Source organism: Pseudomonas sp. Tav-5-1A, from assembly GCF_055755055.1.
This window is the reverse complement of sequence record NZ_CM146901.1, coordinates 2,005,644-2,022,353: the sequence shown is the minus strand read 5'-3', so window position 1 is coordinate 2,022,353 and position 16,710 is coordinate 2,005,644. Positions and strand designations below refer to the sequence as shown.

The 16,710-nt window shown below is 67.0% G+C and carries 20 protein-coding genes; 8 read left to right on the top strand and 12 right to left on the bottom strand.

Going from position 1 to position 16,710, the window contains the following annotated elements:
- Window position 1: 1 nt before the first annotated feature.
- Window positions 2-1,000 carry a 2-dehydro-3-deoxygalactonokinase gene (locus AC0J42_RS09175; protein ID WP_473005912.1) on the bottom strand — a complete coding sequence of 333 codons (999 nt, stop codon included), beginning with the start codon at window positions 998-1,000 and terminating at the stop codon, window positions 2-4.
- A gap of 189 nt (window positions 1,001-1,189) precedes the next feature.
- Between AC0J42_RS09175 and AC0J42_RS09170 the strand changes: the two genes are divergently transcribed.
- Window positions 1,190-1,468 carry a type II toxin-antitoxin system RelE/ParE family toxin gene (locus AC0J42_RS09170; protein ID WP_473005911.1) on the top strand — a complete coding sequence of 93 codons (279 nt, stop codon included), beginning with the start codon at window positions 1,190-1,192 and terminating at the stop codon, window positions 1,466-1,468.
- 17 nt (window positions 1,469-1,485) lie between these two features.
- A complete protein-coding gene (locus AC0J42_RS09165) occupies window positions 1,486-1,770 on the top strand; it encodes a HigA family addiction module antitoxin (protein ID WP_416423241.1) in 285 nt (94 codons plus the stop codon).
- 15 nt (window positions 1,771-1,785) lie between these two features.
- On the opposite strand, the gene AC0J42_RS09160 is transcribed toward AC0J42_RS09165, so the two are convergent.
- Window positions 1,786-3,099, bottom strand: coding sequence for an MFS transporter (locus AC0J42_RS09160; RefSeq protein WP_416423240.1), 1,314 nt, complete (start codon window positions 3,097-3,099; stop codon window positions 1,786-1,788).
- Window positions 3,100-3,322: 223 nt separating this feature from the next.
- Here AC0J42_RS09160 and AC0J42_RS09155 point away from each other — a divergent pair, with 223 nt between their 5' ends.
- A complete protein-coding gene (locus AC0J42_RS09155; protein WP_416423239.1) occupies window positions 3,323-3,868 on the top strand; it encodes a PaaI family thioesterase in 546 nt (181 codons plus the stop codon).
- Here AC0J42_RS09155 and AC0J42_RS09150 read toward each other — a convergent pair.
- From AC0J42_RS09150 to AC0J42_RS09130, 5 genes are all read right to left on the bottom strand, one after another.
- Window positions 3,865-4,338: a histidine kinase gene (locus tag AC0J42_RS09150; RefSeq protein WP_416423238.1), complete on the bottom strand. Its 474-nt coding sequence runs from the start codon at window positions 4,336-4,338 to the stop codon at window positions 3,865-3,867. The genes AC0J42_RS09155 and AC0J42_RS09150 overlap by 4 nt on opposite strands.
- 170 nt (window positions 4,339-4,508) lie before the next feature.
- Window positions 4,509-4,988 carry a sigma-70 family RNA polymerase sigma factor gene (locus AC0J42_RS09145; RefSeq protein ID WP_473006831.1) on the bottom strand — a complete coding sequence of 160 codons (480 nt, stop codon included), beginning with the start codon at window positions 4,986-4,988 and terminating at the stop codon, window positions 4,509-4,511.
- A 94-nt stretch (window positions 4,989-5,082) separates the two neighbouring features.
- On the bottom strand, window positions 5,083-5,613 hold the full coding sequence (locus tag AC0J42_RS09140) for a GNAT family N-acetyltransferase (RefSeq protein ID WP_473005908.1): 531 nt from the start codon (window positions 5,611-5,613) through the stop codon (window positions 5,083-5,085).
- Between the two features lie 70 nt (window positions 5,614-5,683).
- The gene (locus AC0J42_RS09135; protein ID WP_473005907.1) at window positions 5,684-7,003 is read right to left on the bottom strand and encodes an ATP-binding protein; all 1,320 of its coding nucleotides are present in this window, start codon (window positions 7,001-7,003) and stop codon (window positions 5,684-5,686) included.
- Window positions 7,000-7,662, bottom strand: coding sequence for a response regulator (locus tag AC0J42_RS09130; RefSeq protein ID WP_473005906.1), 663 nt, complete (start codon window positions 7,660-7,662; stop codon window positions 7,000-7,002). Before AC0J42_RS09130 ends, AC0J42_RS09135 begins: the two co-directional genes overlap by 4 nt.
- A gap of 151 nt (window positions 7,663-7,813) precedes the next feature.
- Between AC0J42_RS09130 and AC0J42_RS09125 the strand changes: the two genes are divergently transcribed.
- Entirely contained in the window at window positions 7,814-8,647 is an 834-nt protein-coding gene (locus tag AC0J42_RS09125) for a TlpA family protein disulfide reductase (protein ID WP_473005905.1), read from the top strand.
- 101 nt (window positions 8,648-8,748) lie between these two features.
- Window positions 8,749-9,285 carry an RNA polymerase factor sigma-70 gene (locus AC0J42_RS09120; protein ID WP_416423233.1) on the top strand — a complete coding sequence of 179 codons (537 nt, stop codon included), beginning with the start codon at window positions 8,749-8,751 and terminating at the stop codon, window positions 9,283-9,285.
- 217 nt (window positions 9,286-9,502) lie between these two features.
- On the opposite strand, the gene AC0J42_RS09115 is transcribed toward AC0J42_RS09120, so the two are convergent.
- From AC0J42_RS09115 to AC0J42_RS09105, 3 genes are all read right to left on the bottom strand, one after another.
- Window positions 9,503-10,486, bottom strand: coding sequence for a GNAT family N-acetyltransferase (locus tag AC0J42_RS09115; RefSeq protein ID WP_473005903.1), 984 nt, complete (start codon window positions 10,484-10,486; stop codon window positions 9,503-9,505).
- A 74-nt stretch (window positions 10,487-10,560) separates the two neighbouring features.
- Complete coding sequence (locus tag AC0J42_RS09110; RefSeq protein ID WP_416423231.1) at window positions 10,561-11,358, bottom strand: substrate-binding periplasmic protein; 798 nt, start codon at window positions 11,356-11,358, stop codon at window positions 10,561-10,563.
- Between the two features lie 105 nt (window positions 11,359-11,463).
- Window positions 11,464-12,087: a TetR/AcrR family transcriptional regulator gene (locus tag AC0J42_RS09105; RefSeq protein ID WP_473005901.1), complete on the bottom strand. Its 624-nt coding sequence runs from the start codon at window positions 12,085-12,087 to the stop codon at window positions 11,464-11,466.
- 135 nt (window positions 12,088-12,222) lie between these two features.
- Here AC0J42_RS09105 and AC0J42_RS09100 point away from each other — a divergent pair, with 135 nt between their 5' ends.
- On the top strand, window positions 12,223-12,765 hold the full coding sequence (locus AC0J42_RS09100) for a 3'-5' exonuclease (RefSeq protein WP_416423229.1): 543 nt from the start codon (window positions 12,223-12,225) through the stop codon (window positions 12,763-12,765).
- Between the two features lie 78 nt (window positions 12,766-12,843).
- Window positions 12,844-13,125: a pyrimidine/purine nucleoside phosphorylase gene (gene ppnP, locus AC0J42_RS09095; RefSeq protein ID WP_416423228.1), complete on the top strand. Its 282-nt coding sequence runs from the start codon at window positions 12,844-12,846 to the stop codon at window positions 13,123-13,125.
- Window positions 13,126-13,170: 45 nt separating this feature from the next.
- On the opposite strand, the gene AC0J42_RS09090 is transcribed toward ppnP, so the two are convergent.
- Entirely contained in the window at window positions 13,171-14,949 is a 1,779-nt protein-coding gene (locus AC0J42_RS09090; protein WP_416423227.1) for an ABC transporter transmembrane domain-containing protein, read from the bottom strand.
- Window positions 14,950-15,209: 260 nt separating this feature from the next.
- On the opposite strand from AC0J42_RS09090, the gene AC0J42_RS09085 reads away from it, so the two are divergent.
- Window positions 15,210-15,395: a PA1571 family protein gene (locus AC0J42_RS09085; protein ID WP_416423226.1), complete on the top strand. Its 186-nt coding sequence runs from the start codon at window positions 15,210-15,212 to the stop codon at window positions 15,393-15,395.
- Between the two features lie 154 nt (window positions 15,396-15,549).
- Here AC0J42_RS09085 and pdxB read toward each other — a convergent pair whose 3' ends face one another.
- The gene (pdxB, locus tag AC0J42_RS09080) at window positions 15,550-16,695 is read right to left on the bottom strand and encodes a 4-phosphoerythronate dehydrogenase PdxB (RefSeq protein WP_473005900.1); all 1,146 of its coding nucleotides are present in this window, start codon (window positions 16,693-16,695) and stop codon (window positions 15,550-15,552) included.
- Between the last annotated feature and the right edge of the window lie 15 nt (window positions 16,696-16,710).

Here is a 16,710-nt window from a genome sequence, read left to right as displayed (position 1 = left end):
GTCAAACCTCTTCTGGCTGTGGGGCGAGCAGCCCGGCCGCCACGGCCAGGCTCCATAATCCGCGTTCGGTGGCCTGCTCGGCCACGCTGGCCTGGGCAAAGCCGCACAGACGCAGGGCAATGCGATAGCGCTGGCACAGCGGTGCGCTGCCGATCAGCACCACCTCCGGCAGCGCAGCCTCGGCCTGCCGGGCGCGCGACACCTCGGCCAGGGCGCGTAGCTCGTGGCCGATCATCAGGCCGGACAGGTAGTCAGGTTGCTGGGCACCGCTCAGCTGGCCGGTAAGCCCCAGGGTGCGAGCGCTGAACAGGGTCGACAGCAGACCGATGTCGGCGTCGGCCGACAACGCCACCTGCACGCCACGCACGAAGGCGGCTTCGTCGAACTGGCCGGTGGGCTGCTGGGTGCGGCCGAGGATGGTGTGGGCACAGACGGCGGCGTACAGCTCGCCGGTCATGAAGGTGTCGAACCGCTGGATGCAGCCGTCCACCACGCTCACCCACTTGCTGTGGCTGCCGGGCAGGCCGATCAGCAGGGCGTCCTGGCGGGTGTGGCCGGGCAGGTCCTGCAACAGGCCCAGCACCTGGGTTTCCTCGCCGCGCATCACGTTGGGTAGCCGCGAATGCTGGATAACCCCCGGCACGATGTGCAGCACCGTGCCGCGCAGGGTTTGCACCGTCTGCAGGCTGGCGCCCAGGTCGGCGACCCGCGCCGGCGTCGGGCAGTAGGCCGCCTCGCGCCAGCCCTGGGCGCTGCCGACCATGCCACAGGCAATCACCGGCAGCTGCGGTTGCGCCTGCAGCCAGTCGCCGCAAGCGTCATCGAAGGCCAGTTCAAAACCATTGTCACAGTGCTGCCCGGCGATAGTCCGGGCGGTGGTAGGCAATTGCATGATGCCCGAGGCCAGCGAACGCTGCTCCAGCACCTGGCCATCACGGCCGAGTTTATAAGCCCGAAGGGAGGTAGTCCCCCAATCGAGCGCGATCAAATGCGCCTGCATCGCTTCACCTGAGTTGTTTTTTGACAGTGAGGGCGTAGAGCTGATGAGGAGAATATAGACCGTGTCGTGGGAAAATCTCAATATATAATTTTGCATCCCATATTTAGGGATTAAGTAATGAGCGTACTGTAATGTCTTGCCTTACAGTTTGCCTTGAGTGGGTGTAAGCTATGACCTTACAGTCGCGTCATGATCAAGAGCATTCGACACAAAGGCTTGAAGGCCTTGTACATGACAGGGACGACCAAAGGCGTAAGGCCCGACCACGTTGCCCGACTGCGTCGGCTGCCCTCGGCCTTGGATAGAGCCGCAGCACCCGAGGACATGAACCGGCCGGGTAACCGCCTGCACGCCTTGAAGGGCGACCGTCTGGGATTCTGGGCGGTAACGGTATCGGGCAACTGGCGCGTGATCTATCGCTTCGACGGCACCGATATCGAACTGGTCGACTACCTCGACTACCACTGACTGGAGGGACGGCAATAATGCCCATGTTCAACCCACCCCACCCTGGTGAAGCGCTGCGCGAGGATGTATTGCCGGCGATCGGCATGACGGTCACCGCCCTGGCGCATCACCTGGGCTATTCCCGTGGGCAGTTGTCCACGGTGCTCAACGGCCGCGCGGCACTGTCGGCTGACCTGGCGTTGCGTCTGGAAATGGCGGGGCTGGGCAGCGCGCGCATGTATCTGGCCGAGCAGGCCGCGTACGACCTGTGGCAGGCGCAGCGCAAAAAGCTGCCGGTGATCACCCGCCTGGCCGTCGCCTGATCAACACCTGCGAGCTTAACTGCAGACTCGAGCCCGGTCCCCCTCCTGCAACACCCCCCGCCCGGCAAACACCAGCGCGGTCAGCAGCCCCACCAGGCCCATCACCGCGCTGAAGCCCACGCACACCCACGGGCTCCAGGGCATGGCGGCGATCAACGCCAGGGGCGTGACGCTGGCCCACAGGGCGTAGGCGATGTTGTAGGTAAAGGAGATGCCTGACACGCGGATATTCGCCGGGAACAGGCCGACCATCACCGACGGCACCACGCCCACCACCCCGCAGGCCAGCCCGGCCAGGGCATAGCCCAGCCCCGGCAGGCCCCAGCCGCCGATCAGGTTGGCGTACAGGGCGGCGATGCCCAGGGGCATCAGCAGGCTGTACACCAGCAGCGCCCGCCAGGCGCCGATGCGGTCCACCAGCAGGCCGGCCAGCACGCAACCGATGTTGAGGAACACGATGCCCAGGCTGCTCAAGGCGAAGGTGTGGCTGGCCGTGAGGCCGAAACGCTGCTGCATCACCGTGGGGGTAATGACCACCAGCACCACGACCGCGGACGTCAGCACGCAGGTGAGGATCACCGCCGGCAGCAGCGCGTGGCGGTAATCGCGCAGCACGGTCTTGAGCGGCAGTTCCACCAGGCCTTCGCGACGCTCGCGCAGGGCCAGGAACACCGGGGTCTCGCTCAGCCAGCGGCGCAGCCACACGCCGATGACACCGAACACGCCGCCCAGCAGGAACGGCAGGCGCCAGGCGTAATCAAGGATCTCCTGGGGCGTGAACAGCTGCGCCAGGGCCGTGGCGGTCAGCGCGCCAATCAGGTAGCCGAAGGTCAGCCCCGCCTGCAGAAAGCCCAGGGCGTAACCGCGGCGATGCAGCGGCGCATGTTCGGCGACGAACACCCAGGCGCTGGGCACCTCGCCCCCCACCGCCGCGCCCTGCAGGATGCGCAGGGCCAGCAGGATCAGCGGCGCGGCGTAGCCAATGTGGGCGTAGGTGGGCATGACCCCGATCAGCAGGCACGGTAGCGCCATCATCAGAATGCTCAGGCTGAAGACCTTCTTGCGCCCCAGGTGGTCGGCGAAGTGGGCCATGAGAATGCCGCCCAGCGGCCGGGCCAGGTAACCGGTGACAAAGATGCCGAAGCTTTGCAGCAGGCGCAGCCATTCGGGCATCTGCGGCGGGAAGAACAGCTGGCTGAGGGTGAGCGCGAAGAACACGAAAATGATGAAATCGTAGATTTCCAGGGCGCCGCCCAGGGCCGCCAGGCCCAGGGTCTTGTGGTCGGCGCGCGATAGCAGCAGCGGGCCGGGGGTGGGGTTGGCAGTCATGTAGTATCCACGTATTGGGGACGGCGACGCCTATGCTGGCGCCTGCCAAAGGCGCAGAGGATAGCAAACTGGGACGCGCCGTAGCAGCGGCCGCAGGCCGCGTCCGCGATTTGCCTGATATACCGGGGTGGTACGGACGCAGCCTTCGGCAGCTGCTACGGGGTTGATTTATATTATAATTATAATATTATCTGATTGTCGCTCACTCCTCAGGAAGCCTGCCATGCAGCCCGTCGACACCCAAGACCTCATTGCCCTGTGGCAAGCCCAGGAACAGGCCATGCGCGGCCGCCTCGCAGGGCCGGGCACACTGACCTTTGCCCAGGTGAGTGCGCTTTCGCCCAAGGAATTTTTCGATGGCATTGGCAACGGCGAGCTGCCCTCGCCGCCCATTGGCACGCTGATGGATTTCGTGCCGATTGAATGGGGGCCGGGGTTGTTCATCTTCCAGGGCACGCCCGATGAACGTCACTACAACCCGCTGGGCAGCGTGCACGGCGGCTATGCCGCCACTTTGCTGGACTCATGCATGGGCTGCGCCATCCACACGCGGCTGCAGCAGGGCCAGGGCTACACCACGCTGGACCTGCGCATCAGCTACGTACGAGCATTGAGCGCCAGCACCGGGCCGGTGCGGGCGGAAGGCAAGGCCATTCACGTGGGGCGGTCCACGGCGCTGGCCGAAGGGCGCATCTATGATGCCGAGGGCAGGCTGTATGCCACCGCCAGCACTACCTGCATGATCCTGGGCAGCCCGGCGCACCGCTAGGAGTGCCGCGCCAGCGCTGGCTCCTTGTGAGCCGGGCGCTTGCGGCGACGCTGGCTGACGACCGCGACAGGCTGCTCGACTAGCTCGGTGCCCATGTCGACGATGTCCATCAGGGTCTTCAGCGCATCGCTGTCCGGCAGGCGTGACAGGCACACGTTGACCGACTCGCGCTGCTGGGCGGCGATGGTCGGCACGGGCACGCTTTCGCTCTCATACAGCAATGCGTGGTGCACCTGCTTGCTGCCCTTGCACAGGCGCGGCAGGTCGACGCCGGCACGCTCGGCCATCTCGGTATTGGCAATCAGCAGGTCGAAGGGTTCCACGGCGCTCTGTACCAGCGCCAGCAGGGCCTCGAAGGAACGCACCGGGGCAATGCGGTAATAGCCCATGGTGTTGAGCATGCGCTCGACGTGCATCAGTTGGCTGGGATGCTCGTCGGCAATCAGGATTCGCAACGCTTTGTTGATCATGGTCGGTGACCTGCGCCGTAGCGCCAAGGGCATCCTTGACCCGTGAGCCGCCACACATCAAGCGGCATCCCTCGGAAGTCTGGCTCGATATTCTTCCCGATGGGCGGCGAAATCAAGGGCGACGCAGCAAATTCGGGGCCAAACCGATGATCGGCGAGCCGAGGCGCTGGCTACAGGCTTTCCCACTCGCGCATGCGCACCCGACAGTGCTTCATGGCGTTGACGATGTGCTTTTCCACCAAGGCCCGGGACAGGTTCAGGCGCGTGGCGATCTCGGGGTGCGACAGGCCTTCGAGCTTGCGCAGCAGGAAGCAGTCGCGGCAGGCCGCCGGCAGTTCATCCAGCGCGCGGCGCATCAGTTCCAGGCGCTGGCCCTGGTCCACCGCCTGCTGCAACGCCGGGTCCTGGTAGCGCTCATCGTTGTCCAGCACTTCCAGCGGCTCGGCCTGGCGCAGCACGCTGCGGCGGTGGCCGTCGATCACCAGGTTCAGCGCGGTGCGGTACAGGAACGCGCGCGGGTGGGTGATCTCGGTGTCGCCACTGCGCTCCAGCACCCGCACGTAGGCGTCGTGGGCCACGTCCTCGGCGACCTGGCGGTTGCCCAGGCGCGCGCTGAGAAAGCCGACCAGCTCCCGGTAGTAGGTTTCCAGTACAGCACCGGGCCGCGTCATCAGCAGTGACTTCCCTGGTTACGGTGAAGAATCGGATAGTGGCATATTGCGATGTCGCAAATTATAATAATTCTCAGCCACGTTTTACCAGCCCATTGCCACGGCCCATGTTGAAATCCTCCAACACCTTGTCCATGGGCACCAGCAACAGCCCGCTCAAACGCAGCGGCCGGCCCGTCTGTCGGTAACCCAGGCGCTGGTGAAAGCCGCTGGCGGCGCCGGTGCTGTAGAGCATGGCGCGGCGGTGGCCCTGGCGGCGCAGAAACCCTTCCATGGCCAGCATCAGCGCCCGGCCCACACCTTGCCGGAAGCACTCGGGCTGCACATAGCACAGGCAGATCTCGCCGCTGGTCAAGGCCAGCGCCACCCCGGCCGGCTTGCCGTGCAGCCAGCCCAGGCGCAGGTACAGCGCGTCGTCCAGCAGCCAGCGATCAACGTCCTTGCAGCCTTTGTGACGCAACCAGGCCTCCACCAGGCAAGGGTTATTGCGGTGGTCCAGGGCGCCGCCAGTGCGGATCGAGCGCTCCAGGATACGGCTGATGATGCCGGCATCGCCGGGGCCAGGCGGCTGGATGGCAATGGGTGATTCGGTGAGCGGGTCCATGCTCGTGCTCCTCTCCTGAGGCAAGCCGCTACCCTACCCGCACTGCCCGCCCCTGGCGACCGCGGCGCCGTTACAACGCATGTAGCGGCAGCGCCAGGCGCACCCGCAAGCCGTCGTCACGGCTGTCGAAGCCCAGGCCGCCGCCGCAGCGCAGGACGATGGCATGCACGATCGCCAGGCCCAGGCCGCAGCCGACGCTGTGGCGGCTGCGCCAGAAGCGCTGGGTAAGGTTGGGCAGGTCGGCGGCGGCGATGCCCGGGCCATGGTCACGCACCAGGAAGCTCGCCTGCCCCGCCACCACGCTCACGCTCAGCTGCACCTGGGCAGTGGCCGGGCTGTGGCGCAGGGCGTTGTCGAGCAGGTTGCGCACGGCGGCCACCGCCAGCGCCGACGGCACCTGCAGGCGCGCCTCGGCCGCGGCCGGCGGCAGCTCCAGGACGATGCGCTGGCGGTCGCCGGCGCTGGCATCCTGCACCGCTGTCTGTGCCACCTGCCCTGCCGTGCAGGCGCAGCCGTCGTCGAACGACAGGCTGCCTTCTACCCGCGCCAGCAGCAACAATTGCTCAAGGGTACGGTGCAGGCGGTCGGCGCCTGCCTCGGCGTGGGCCAGGGCGGTTTCACGGGCACCGCCATCGGTCATGCGCGCCACCTGCAGGTGGGTCTTGATGGCGGTCAGCGGGCTGCGCAGTTCATGGGCGGCGTCGCCAGTCAGGCGCCGCTCGCGCTCCAGGGTCTGGCCGATGCGCTGGAACAGCTGGTTCTGGCTGTCCAGCAACGGCTGCAGCTCGCGGGGCAGGGCCTGCACCTGCAGCGGCTCCACCGAGTCGGCGCTGCGCCGCGCCAAGGCGTCGCGGATGCGGTTGAGCGGCGCCAGGCCCACCCCCACGCACAGCCACAGCACCGCCAGGCTGCCCAGCAGCGCCACCAGCACCGGCACCGAGGCGGCCAGCAGGATCGAATAGTTGAGCGACTCGCGTTCTTCGTGGCGGTCGGCGGTGGTGATGCGCACGCCGTCGTGCATCAGGGTGAAGCTGCGCCAGCGGCCGCCATCGATCAGCTGGTCATGGAAACCGCTGCTCTGGTCGTCCAGCTGGTCACTGGCGCCGTGGCTGCGCGCCAGGATCTCGCCGCGCAGCGAGCTGACCTGGCAGGCCATGCCGTCGGGAATGCTCAGCTGGTCGGCGCTGAAACGCCGTGCCTCGCCCTGGCTGGCCAGCGGCGGCAGCTGGTCCACCAGCCCGGCGACCATGCGCGCCGAGGCGACCAGGCGCTGGTCCAGGGAGAACATCATCTGGTGGCGCAGGTCGCGGAACATCCAGGCCGCCGCCAGGCACCAGACCAGCAGGAAGGCCAGCCCCAGAATCAGGCTCAAGCGCAGGCGCAGGCTCATGCCGGCTGGCCCAGTCGGTAGCCCAGCCCGCGCACGGTCTGGACGATGTCGTTGCCCAATTTGCGCCGCAGGTGGTGGATGTGCACGTTGAGGGCGTTGCTTTCCACTTCATCGCCAAAGCCGTAGACGCTGTCCTTGAGCTGCTCGCTGGACAGCACCCGGCCGCGGCTGTGCAGCAACGCCTGCAGCAGGGCCTGCTCGCGGCGCGACAGGTCCACCGGCTGGCCGGCCAGCCAGGCCTGGCGGCTGCTGGGGTCATAGCGCAGCGGGCCGTGTTCGATGGCATTCACCGCGCGGCCGGCCACCCGCCGCGTCAGGGTGTGCAGGCGCGCGCACAGTTCGCGCAGGTCGAAGGGCTTGAGCAGGTAGTCATCGGCCCCCGCCTCCAGGCCCGCCACGCGGTCGGTGACGGTGTCGCGCGCGGTCAGCACCAGCACTGGCAGCAACTCGCCCTGTTGGCGCAAGGCAGCCAGCATGGCCAGGCCGTCCGCGTCGGGCAGGCCCAGGTCGAGCACCATCACGTCGAAATGCGCCGCCTGCAACAGGGCGCGCGCTGCGCTGGCAGTGCCCACGCGGTCCACGGTCAGGCCCTGGGCCTGCAGGCCGGCGACGATGCCACAGGCAATCAGCTCGTCGTCTTCGCAAAGCAATACGTGCATCAAAGGTACCCATGCGCAAAACCGGCAGTATCGCCGGCGTTGATTAACCGGCGATTATGCCGGGTTCGCCAGGCGGCGGCGCGCCGTTAATCGCCCCTTAACGGCCGGCGGCCAGACTGGTTGCATCTGCCCCCCCACACAGGAAGTCCCCATGTTGAGTCTCGGCGTCGGCCCCTTTGCCCTGGCCGTCAACCACCTGCTGCTGTTGGCCGCCCTGGCGCTGGCCTTGCTGGCCGGCTGGTGGGTGGCCCGCCGGCGCGGCGCGGCCAACCCGGAATCCAGCATTTTCGGGGTGTTCGTTGTGGCGCTGCTGGTGGCGCGGCTGGCCTTCGTCGCCTTGTACGCCGGCCAGTATCGCGACCAGCCCTGGCAGGTGATCGACCTGCGCGACGGCGGCTTCCTGTGGTGGGCAGGCCTGCTGGCGCTGGTCGCCGGCGCCGCGTGGCGCGGCTGGCGCCAACCTGCCGTGCGCGTGCCCCTGGCCGCCGCCCTGGCCGTGGGCCTGCTGGCCTGGGCCGGTGCCGGCCTGCTGCTGCGCCAGCACCAGCAAGCCATGGCCATGCCCACTGCTGCCCTGCATGACAGCCTGGGCCGGCCAGTGGCGCTGCCGGGCAGCGACCCGCGCCCCCTGGTGGTCAACCTGTGGGCCAGCTGGTGCCCGCCCTGCCGCCGCGAGGTGCCCGTGCTGCTGCAGGCCCAGGCGCAGCGGCCGGACCTGCGCTTCGTGTTCATCAACCAGGGCGAGACGCCCGGGGTGGTCAGCAACTTCATCGCCGCCGCCGGCTTCGACCGCCAGCACATCCTCTACGACCCGGGCAGCCAGTGGGGCCGCCAGCTGGGCTCGGCGGCGCTGCCCACCACGCTGTTCTACAGCCCCCGCGGCGAACTGCTGGGCAGCCACCTGGGCGAGCTGTCGGCGGCTAGCCTGGCCGATGCCCTGAAAGTGTTCGAGGGCGCGGCTTATGCCTCGAAACAGGGCATTTAGACTTTATTCTCATTTGACAACGATTATCATTACGGATAGCTTGATGCCCGTCTCGCAGGCGCCAGCCCCTGCGATAACCCACTGGCACCCAGGTGAATTCCATGATGGAACAACAGCCCACAAGCACGTGCGACACACCCCTGCTGCAAGCCTTCGTCGACAACCGCACCCTGCTGGTGAAGATCGCCGCGCGCATCACCGGGTGTCGCTCACGGGCCGAGGACGTGGTGCAGGACGCCTTCTTCCGCCTGCAATCAGCGCCGTCCATCACCTCGTCGTTCAAGGCGCAGCTGAGCTACCTGTTCCAGATCGTGCGCAACCTGGCCATCGACCACTACCGCAAGCAGGCGCTGGAGCAGCGCTACTGCACCCACGAGGACGAAGGCCTAAATGTGGTAGTGGCCGGCGCCACGCCCGAGGCCACCCACCAGCACCAGGCCACCCTGGAAGTGGTGGAACGGGCGCTGGGCCAACTGCCCCAACGCACCCGCTACGCCTTTGAGGCCTACCGCCTGCACGGCGTGCCGCAGAAGGACATCGCCCGCGAGCTGGGCGTGTCGCCGACCCTGGTCAACTTCATGATCCGCGACGCGCTGGTGCACTGCCGCAAGGCCTCGGGCGAGCGCGAGGCGGCCTGATGCAGGCCGCGTCCGGGCACACCCTGGGGCCGCGTCGTATGCGGACGCCGCCTTCGGCAGCTGCTACAGGGGGGCACCGCGCGGCCAAGGCCGGCTCCTACCCCGAACGCAACACGGTGTGGGTAGCAGCGGCCGCAGGCCGCGTCCAAGGCGCCGCGCTGTTCCCGGCAAACCGCGGTGAACCTGGACGCCGCCTTCGGCAGCTGCTACGGGTGGTTCAAAGGGGCAGGTCGTGGCGGGCGAAGAAGCCTTCGCGGGTGGTGACCATCAGCGCCGCGCGCTTGTGCGGGAAGTCGAATTCCTTCTCGCGGTAGAAGCCCTGGCCCTGCAGGTAGCCGATCATCTTGCCGTTGTCGGCACGCGGCTCGGCGACCACGCGCTGGGTGCGCGGGTCGTCCAGGAACAAGTAATGGGTCAGCGCCGACAGCCAGCTGGCCACCTTGTGCGGGCCGCGATGGTTTTCCTCGCCCACCAGCATGTGGATGCCACGGTCGTAGTCGGTGGCATCGAGGAACGGCGCGATACGATCTTCTCGCGCCCAGTACGCCTCGAAATAGGCGAACGGCTGGTCGTCGAAGCAACCGATCAGGGTCAGGGTGTGCGGGTCGGCCGCCAGCTTTTGCAGATAGGCGCGGTGCTGGGCGAGGTCGCCCTGCTCCTGCCAGAAATTCGCCACCCGCGGGTTGTTCTGCCAGCGGTGGAAACGCTCCAGATCCTGCTCCACGTCCAACGCGCGCAACGACACCCAGGCTTGCACCCGTGGGTCGAAACGCCGATACAGCTCACCCGCAGGCTTGGGCGCGCGGCGCGGGTGGCGCTTGCCGTCGGTGATCTGCAACTGCTGGGGATAGGGTGCGCCGGGTTGCACCAGCCACGGCTGCGGCAACTGCCAGAACAGCTCGCGCTCGCACAGGTATTCGCCCGCAGCGGCCACCAGCAAGCCGCTGGCCAGCGCCTGGGCCGGCGCGTCCGCCAGGCGCCAGTGCAAGCGGCGCACCTGTGGGTTCGCGCTCAGCAGCCAGTAGCTGGCAGCCCACACCCCCCGGAAGTCGGCGGCGCCCACGGGGCTGACGGTCAACTGTGGCGTGCGTTGCACCTGCAATTCGATCAGGCGCTCACCCGCCAGGCTCAGCACCAGGCGGTCATCGGTCTCGTCGGCGACCAGGTCGCACCAGTGGGGCAAGGGCGGGATTTGCGGCATAGGGGCAGCTCACGAAAGGAGGGAAGATTCCTGAATGACGTGAGCGCCTTGCAGAAATTTACCCCGGCCGCTGGCTACGGCACCGCATGGGCTACCACCGGTTGCTCGGGCAACGGCCGCACCGCGATCTTGTAGGGGTCGAACACCTTGAACATCTCGCCGTTGGTGCGCAGGACCTGCAGCAACTGGTGGAACTGCTCACCGCTGATGGGCGCCTGGGGGCGCAGCAGCGCGTAGTGGTGATACAGCTGGTCGATGCGGTCGGAGATCAGCAATTCCTTGGCCACCCCGGGGTTGCGCGCCAGGTAGTCATAGAGGTAGGAGCGGGTCACCAGGGCGATGTCGGCGCGGTCGCGCAGGATCATCATCAGGTTGCTGTCATGGGAATAGGTCAGCGTGGCGTTGTAGGTCTTGGCCAGGAACGCGGGGTCGGCGTTGAAGTCGGCGAAGGCGTAGTGGTAGCCGCTGAACAGCGCCAGGCGCTTGCCGGACAGGTCGGCGAAATAGGTCTGGTCGCGGTGCTCACCGCGCTTGGCCACGAAAATCTCGGCGTCTTCCAGGCCCATGTCGACGCTGGTGTGCTCGATCTGCTGCCAGCCCCACTCGGGGTTTTCGAAGATCGCCATGTCGATGCGCCCGTCCTGGAAGTCGCGGTAGCGACGCGGGATCGAGGTGGGCACCAGCACAAAGTGGAACTGGCTCTGTGAGGCATTGAGGTCCTCCACCAACTGCGGCAGCAGGCCGGTGTCGGCGCCGCTTTCGGGGCGCACCGTGTAGGGCGGGAAATGCGCCGCGCCCACCCGTACTTCCTGGGCCGCCAGGCTCGACAGCGCCACCAGGCTCATGCCCGCCCCCATGAGTAACCGCGCCATGCAGCGCCGGCGAATCCCAGTCAACGTGTCGTACCTCGGGGCAAAGGGCATTGGATCCCCATAAATTAGGCGTTTGCAGGCCGTTCGACAACTGCAAACATGGCGTCAATCTTCTTTCAACAGCAACTTCAGTGCCTGGTCCGCCAATTGCTCCAGGCTCAGGCTGCCCTGGGGCTTGAACCAGGTGCTGGTCCACGACAGCGCGCCGGTCAGGAACCGCCGGGTAATGGCCAGGTCGCCGCACAGCAGGCCCGCGTCCCGGGCCTCGCCCAACACCTGCAGCCACAATTGCTCGTAGCGCTCGCGCACCGCCAGCACCTGGGCCTGGCCTTGCGCCGACAACGAACGCCACTCATATACGGCCACCGCCATGGCCTCGCCGGTGCCGCCCATGATCGACTGCAGTTCGCAGCGGATCAGCGCCAGCAGGCGCTCGCGCACGCCGGTCACGTCGGCAAGCTCGGCCTGCATCAGCGCGGTGTTGTAGAGGATGGTCTGCTCCATCACCGCACGCAGGATCTCGTCCTTGCTCTTGAAGTGATGGAAGATGCTGCCCGACTGGATACCCACGGCGCTGGCCAGGTCACGCACCGTGGTGCGGTCGAAGCCCTGGCTGCGAAACAGGTGGGCGGCCGTCTGCAGCAGCACGCCGCGGGGGCTGTCGGGGTCGGTCAGTTGACCGCTGGCCACCAGCTGCTGCATGACTTCACGTGCCTTCAGTTCATCCACGACCCTGCCTCCACTACCGTCCGTCGAGCAATGTATGCCGTGGCCCCCTCCCTAGCAAGCGCTTGGGGGGATATCGGAACTCTTTGTACTTGGCTACGCTCTAGCCAGAATGAGCACAGCGCACTGGAGCCTGGTATGCCGCATTGGCTGGTGATTGACCTGGAAGCCACCACGGATGAGGGGGGTTGGCCGGTCGCGGAAATGGAAATCATCGAGATCGGTGCCAGCCTGGTGACCCGCGACGGCCGCGAGGTGGACCACTTCCAGCGCTTCGTGCGCCCGCAACGGCGGCCGTGCCTCACGCCCTTCTGCCGCGAGCTGACGCGCATCACCCAGGCCAATATCGACGCTGCCGCGCCGCTGACCGAGGTGTGGCCGCAGTTCGAGCGCTGGCTGGGCCACCACCAGGCCAACCTGCAGGGCTGGGTCAGCTGGGGCGACTATGACCGCCAGCAGCTGTTGCTCAGCTGGCAGCAGCACCAGTTGCAGAGCCTGCTGGCCGAGCTGCCGCACACCAACCTCAAGCAGCGCTTTGCCAAGGCGCGCAAACTGCAGCGCCCGCTGGGGCTCAACGGTGCCCTGCAACTGGCTGGCCTGAGCTTCAGCGGCCAGCAGCACCGGGCCCTGGAAGATGCGCGCAACACGGCGCGGCTGCTGCCACTGTCACTGCCTAACTAGACGGTTAAAAGCGCGTGCACCGCCTTACGGCGTTGGGCATACTGGCGACCCTTTTGACCCTATCCTGAGGATTCGCCCATGTTTAAAGTCAACGAATACTTCGACGGCACCGTGAAGTCGATTGCTTTCGAAATGAAGGAAGGCCCTGCCACCATCGGCGTCATGGCCCCGGGCGAATACGAATTCGGCACCGCACAGAAAGAAATCATGCACGTGGTCACCGGCAAGCTGATCGTCAAGCTGCCTGACAGCCTGGAATGGGAAACCTTCGAAGGCGGCAGCCGCTTCAACGTGCCGGCCAACAGCAAGTTCCAGCTGAAAGTGGAAGTGGAAACCGCTTACCTCTGCGAATACCGCTAAGCCCCACAACCCCGTGGCCGCTGCCGCCAGGCAGCGGCCACGGGGTCATGTAGGCGCCGCATCTGCGGTATTGAACTGCAACGCCGCCAGCCGCGCGTACAGCGCATTGCCGGCAATCAACTGCCGGTGCGTCCCCACCGCCACCACCCTGCCCTGGTCGATCACCGCGATGCGGTCGGCGTGCTGCACCGTCGCCAGGCGGTGGGCGATGACCAGCGTGGTACGGCCCTGCATCAGGGTTGGCAAGGCTTCCTGAATCAAGTGTTCACTCTGGGCATCCAGGGCACTGGTGGCTTCGTCCAGCAGCAGGATCGGTGCATCCACCAGCAACGCGCGGGCAATGGCCAGGCGCTGGCGCTGGCCGCCGGACAGCCCTAGCCCGGCCTCGCCCAAGTGGGTCTGGTAGCCCTGGGGCAAGGCTTCGATGAAGTCGTGGGCGTGGGCAATGCGGGCGGCCTGTTGCACCTGCTCGAACGGGGCGTCGGCCTGGCCGTAGCGCAGGTTGTCTTCCACGGTGCCGAAGAACAGCGCCGGGGTCTGCGACACCAGGGCGAAATGCCGGCGCAGGTCCTGGGGGTCGAGCTGGCGCAGGTCCACGCCGTCAATGAGGATGCGCCCCTGCTGCGGGTCGTAGAAGCGCAGCAGCAGGTCGAACAGCGTGGATTTGCCCGCCCCGGAAGGCCCCACCAGGGCCAGGGTCTCACCCGCGTGGATCACCAGGTCCAGGCCGTTGATGGCCGGCTGCAGCGGCCGCGACGGGTAGGCGAACAGCAACTGCTCCAGGGCCAGGCGGCCACTGACGCGCTCGGGCAGGCGCTGCAGGCCGCTGGCCGGCGCGCGGATCTCGCTGCTGGCCTGCAGCAGCTCGCCGATGCGCTCGGCGGCGCCGGCGGCCCGTTGCAGCTCGCCCATCACCTCGCTCAGGGTGCCAAAGGCACTGCCGACGATCAGGCTGTAGAACACGAACGCGGCCAGCTCGCCGCCGGAAATGCGCCCGGCGATCACGTCCATGCCGCCCACCCACAGCATCACCCCCACCGCGCCCAGCACCAGGATGATCACCAGGGTAATCAGCCAGGCCCGCTGCACGATGCGCTTGCGCGCGGTCTCGAAGGCCTGCTCCACGGTCACGCCGAACCGCCTCTGGTCTTCAGCCTGGTGGTTGTAGGCCTGCACGGTCTTGATCTGGTTGAGGGTTTCGGCCACGTAGCTGCCGACGTCGGCGATGCGGTCCTGGCTCTGCCGCGACAGCCCGCGCACGCGCCGGCCGAACACCAGGATCGGCGCCAGCACCAGCGGCAGGGCGATGACCACGATGCTGGTGAGCTTGGGGTTGGTGACGAACAGCAGCACGATGCCGCCGATCACCATCAGGCCGTTGCGCAGGAACAGCGACAGCGACGAACCGATCACCGACTGCAGCAAGGTGGTGTCGGCGGTCAGCCGCGACTGGATCTCGGAGCTGCGGTTGTTTTCATAGAAGCCGGGGTGCAGGTACACCAGGTGGTCGAACACCTGCTGGCGGATATCGGCCACGCAGCGCTCGCCAATCCACGACACCAAATAGAAGCGCACAAACGTGCCCACCGCCAGCGCCACCACCAGCAGCATGAACACGGCGATGGAGCGGTTAAGCAGCACCGGCGACTGGGTCAGGAAGCCCTGGTCCACCAGCAGGCGTATGCCCTGGCCCATGGACAAGGTGATGCCAGCGGTGACCACCAGGGCCACCAGGGCAGCCAGCGCGCGCCAGCGGTAAGGGGAGAGAAAATGCAGGGCCAGGCGCAGGGCGCGACGCTGGCGGGCGGAGAGCAGCGAAATCATGGGCAGGCCTGGCAAGGAAGGTTCGCCAAGCCTACACCCTGGCGGACCGTTTGCACCCGGGGGGAACTCCGCTTTTCAGGCCAGGTCAGCTTAAACAGGACCTGCCGGGCCTTTACCTAGACGCTTTTGGTCTAAGCACAGGCTGGCGGTTTGCAGCGCTTTCTGGTGGACTGAAAGCGTCGCCAGGCTGCACAGGGATGTAATCAGGCAGTCATCTGGCGACCCTACTCTGAGCACTAAACCTGATGAGGAGACGGGCCATGGGCTTGCACAGCAGCAGTAACCAAACCGTGGAAGTACGCCGAATCCAGCCGCACCAGCCGGCCGGCGGCTCCATTATCGATGCCAAGGGACGCGAGATCCCTATCACCGAAGACATGATCCAGGACGCGTGCCAGGAACTGGAAAAACGTCTGGTCAAACCTGCCCCTGCCAAACAAGACTGACGACCCGCGCCACCCCGTGAACCCGGCCCTGCGCCGGGTTTTTCTTGTTTAGCCCACACCCACCCGGTAGGAGCCGGCCTTGGCCGCGATAGCGCCGTGCCTGCCACTACGCGCCGAGCCCATCGCGACCAAGGTCGGCTCCTACGGTAGTCAGTCAGACCAGTTCGCCGCCCAGGGCTTCGACAATCTTGCGCAGGTCCGGCGAATAGCCGTCCAGGCGCACCCGCAGCCCTTCGATTTCCCGGCGCGAGGTGGGGTAGCCCTTGCGCAGGGCGTCGAAGGCGCTGCGTTGCTGGGCATCGTTGTCGGTCAGGCTGCGGCGGAAATCGGCGTCGTCCCGGCGCGGGTCATACACCGCGCGGCACAGCATGGCCATGGCCTGCGCCGGGTCGGCCAGGCCGTTGAGGGCCACTTCCGCCAGCCAGGGCGGCGGCAGCAGGTCGGCCAGTTGCACGCTGGCCGGTTCGCCCCGGAACGCGCAGTAGGCCTGGTAGATCTGCGCGGTACCGCGCTGGCGGCCGTCCAGGCTGTAGCCGGCGATGTGCGGCGTGGCCAGCACGCACAGGTCGGCCAGTTCACCGTCCACGCTGGGTTCGTGCTCCCACACGTCCAGCACCGCCTGCACGTCGTCCCGCTCGATCAGCAGGTCCTTGAGCGCCAGGTTGTCGACAATGGGCCCGCGGGCGGCGTTGATCAGCCAGGCGCCCGGCTTCAGCCGCGCCAGGCGCCCGGCGTCCAGCAGGTGCCAGGTGGGGTGGCTGCCGCCCTTGTTCAGCGGCGTGTGCAGGCTGATCACGTCGCACTGTTCGAGGATCTCGTCCAGGCTCACGTAGTCCCCGCCCTCGGCCGCCTGGCGCACCGGGTCGCAGACCTTGACCTCCCAGCCCAGCCCGCGCAGCACGCGGATCAGCCGCGAGCCGACCTGGCCGGCGCCGACCACGCCGTAGGTGCGCGTGGGCAGTTCCACGCCTTCCAGCTCGGCCAGGGTCACCAGCGCGCCCAGCACGTAGTCCACCACGCCGCGGGCGTTGCAGCCCGGCGCGCTGGACCAGCGGATGCCGGCCTCGGCGAAGTAGTCCAGGTCCAGGTGGTCGGTGCCGATGGTGCAGGTGCCGACAAAGCGCACGTTGCTGCCTTCCAGCAGGGCGCGGTTGACCTTGGTGATGGACCGCACCAGCAGCACGTCGGCGTCACGCACCGCCTCGGCGTCGACGCTGCGGCCGTGCACCCGGCGAATTTCGCCGAAACCGGCAAAGAAGTCTTCAAGCAGTGGAATGTTTTCGTCAGCGACAATCAGCATGGCAAGCTCCCCAGT

What these genes read in the sequence shown, in the direction of transcription:
- AC0J42_RS09130 (WP_473005906.1), bottom strand. Translation starts at nt 7,662, where the DNA reads ATGCACGTATTGCTTTGCGAAGACGACGAGCTGATTGCCTGTGGCATC.
- AC0J42_RS09175 (WP_473005912.1), bottom strand. Translation starts at nt 1,000, where the DNA reads ATGCAGGCGCATTTGATCGCGCTCGATTGGGGGACTACCTCCCTTCGG.
- AC0J42_RS09165 (WP_416423241.1), top strand. Translation starts at nt 1,486, where the DNA reads ATGCCCATGTTCAACCCACCCCACCCTGGTGAAGCGCTGCGCGAGGAT.
- AC0J42_RS09170 (WP_473005911.1), top strand. Translation starts at nt 1,190, where the DNA reads ATGATCAAGAGCATTCGACACAAAGGCTTGAAGGCCTTGTACATGACA.
- pdxB (WP_473005900.1), bottom strand. Translation starts at nt 16,695, where the DNA reads ATGCTGATTGTCGCTGACGAAAACATTCCACTGCTTGAAGACTTCTTT.
- AC0J42_RS09115 (WP_473005903.1), bottom strand. Translation starts at nt 10,486, where the DNA reads ATGCCGCAAATCCCGCCCTTGCCCCACTGGTGCGACCTGGTCGCCGAC.
- AC0J42_RS09110 (WP_416423231.1), bottom strand. Translation starts at nt 11,358, where the DNA reads ATGGCGCGGTTACTCATGGGGGCGGGCATGAGCCTGGTGGCGCTGTCG.
- AC0J42_RS09150 (WP_416423238.1), bottom strand. Translation starts at nt 4,338, where the DNA reads ATGATCAACAAAGCGTTGCGAATCCTGATTGCCGACGAGCATCCCAGC.
- AC0J42_RS09160 (WP_416423240.1), bottom strand. Translation starts at nt 3,099, where the DNA reads ATGACTGCCAACCCCACCCCCGGCCCGCTGCTGCTATCGCGCGCCGAC.
- AC0J42_RS09120 (WP_416423233.1), top strand. Translation starts at nt 8,749, where the DNA reads ATGATGGAACAACAGCCCACAAGCACGTGCGACACACCCCTGCTGCAA.
- AC0J42_RS09090 (WP_416423227.1), bottom strand. Translation starts at nt 14,949, where the DNA reads ATGATTTCGCTGCTCTCCGCCCGCCAGCGTCGCGCCCTGCGCCTGGCC.
- AC0J42_RS09125 (WP_473005905.1), top strand. Translation starts at nt 7,814, where the DNA reads ATGTTGAGTCTCGGCGTCGGCCCCTTTGCCCTGGCCGTCAACCACCTG.
- AC0J42_RS09140 (WP_473005908.1), bottom strand. Translation starts at nt 5,613, where the DNA reads ATGGACCCGCTCACCGAATCACCCATTGCCATCCAGCCGCCTGGCCCC.
- AC0J42_RS09155 (WP_416423239.1), top strand. Translation starts at nt 3,323, where the DNA reads ATGCAGCCCGTCGACACCCAAGACCTCATTGCCCTGTGGCAAGCCCAG.
- AC0J42_RS09085 (WP_416423226.1), top strand. Translation starts at nt 15,210, where the DNA reads ATGGGCTTGCACAGCAGCAGTAACCAAACCGTGGAAGTACGCCGAATC.
- AC0J42_RS09100 (WP_416423229.1), top strand. Translation starts at nt 12,223, where the DNA reads ATGCCGCATTGGCTGGTGATTGACCTGGAAGCCACCACGGATGAGGGG.
- ppnP (WP_416423228.1), top strand. Translation starts at nt 12,844, where the DNA reads ATGTTTAAAGTCAACGAATACTTCGACGGCACCGTGAAGTCGATTGCT.
- AC0J42_RS09135 (WP_473005907.1), bottom strand. Translation starts at nt 7,003, where the DNA reads ATGAGCCTGCGCCTGCGCTTGAGCCTGATTCTGGGGCTGGCCTTCCTG.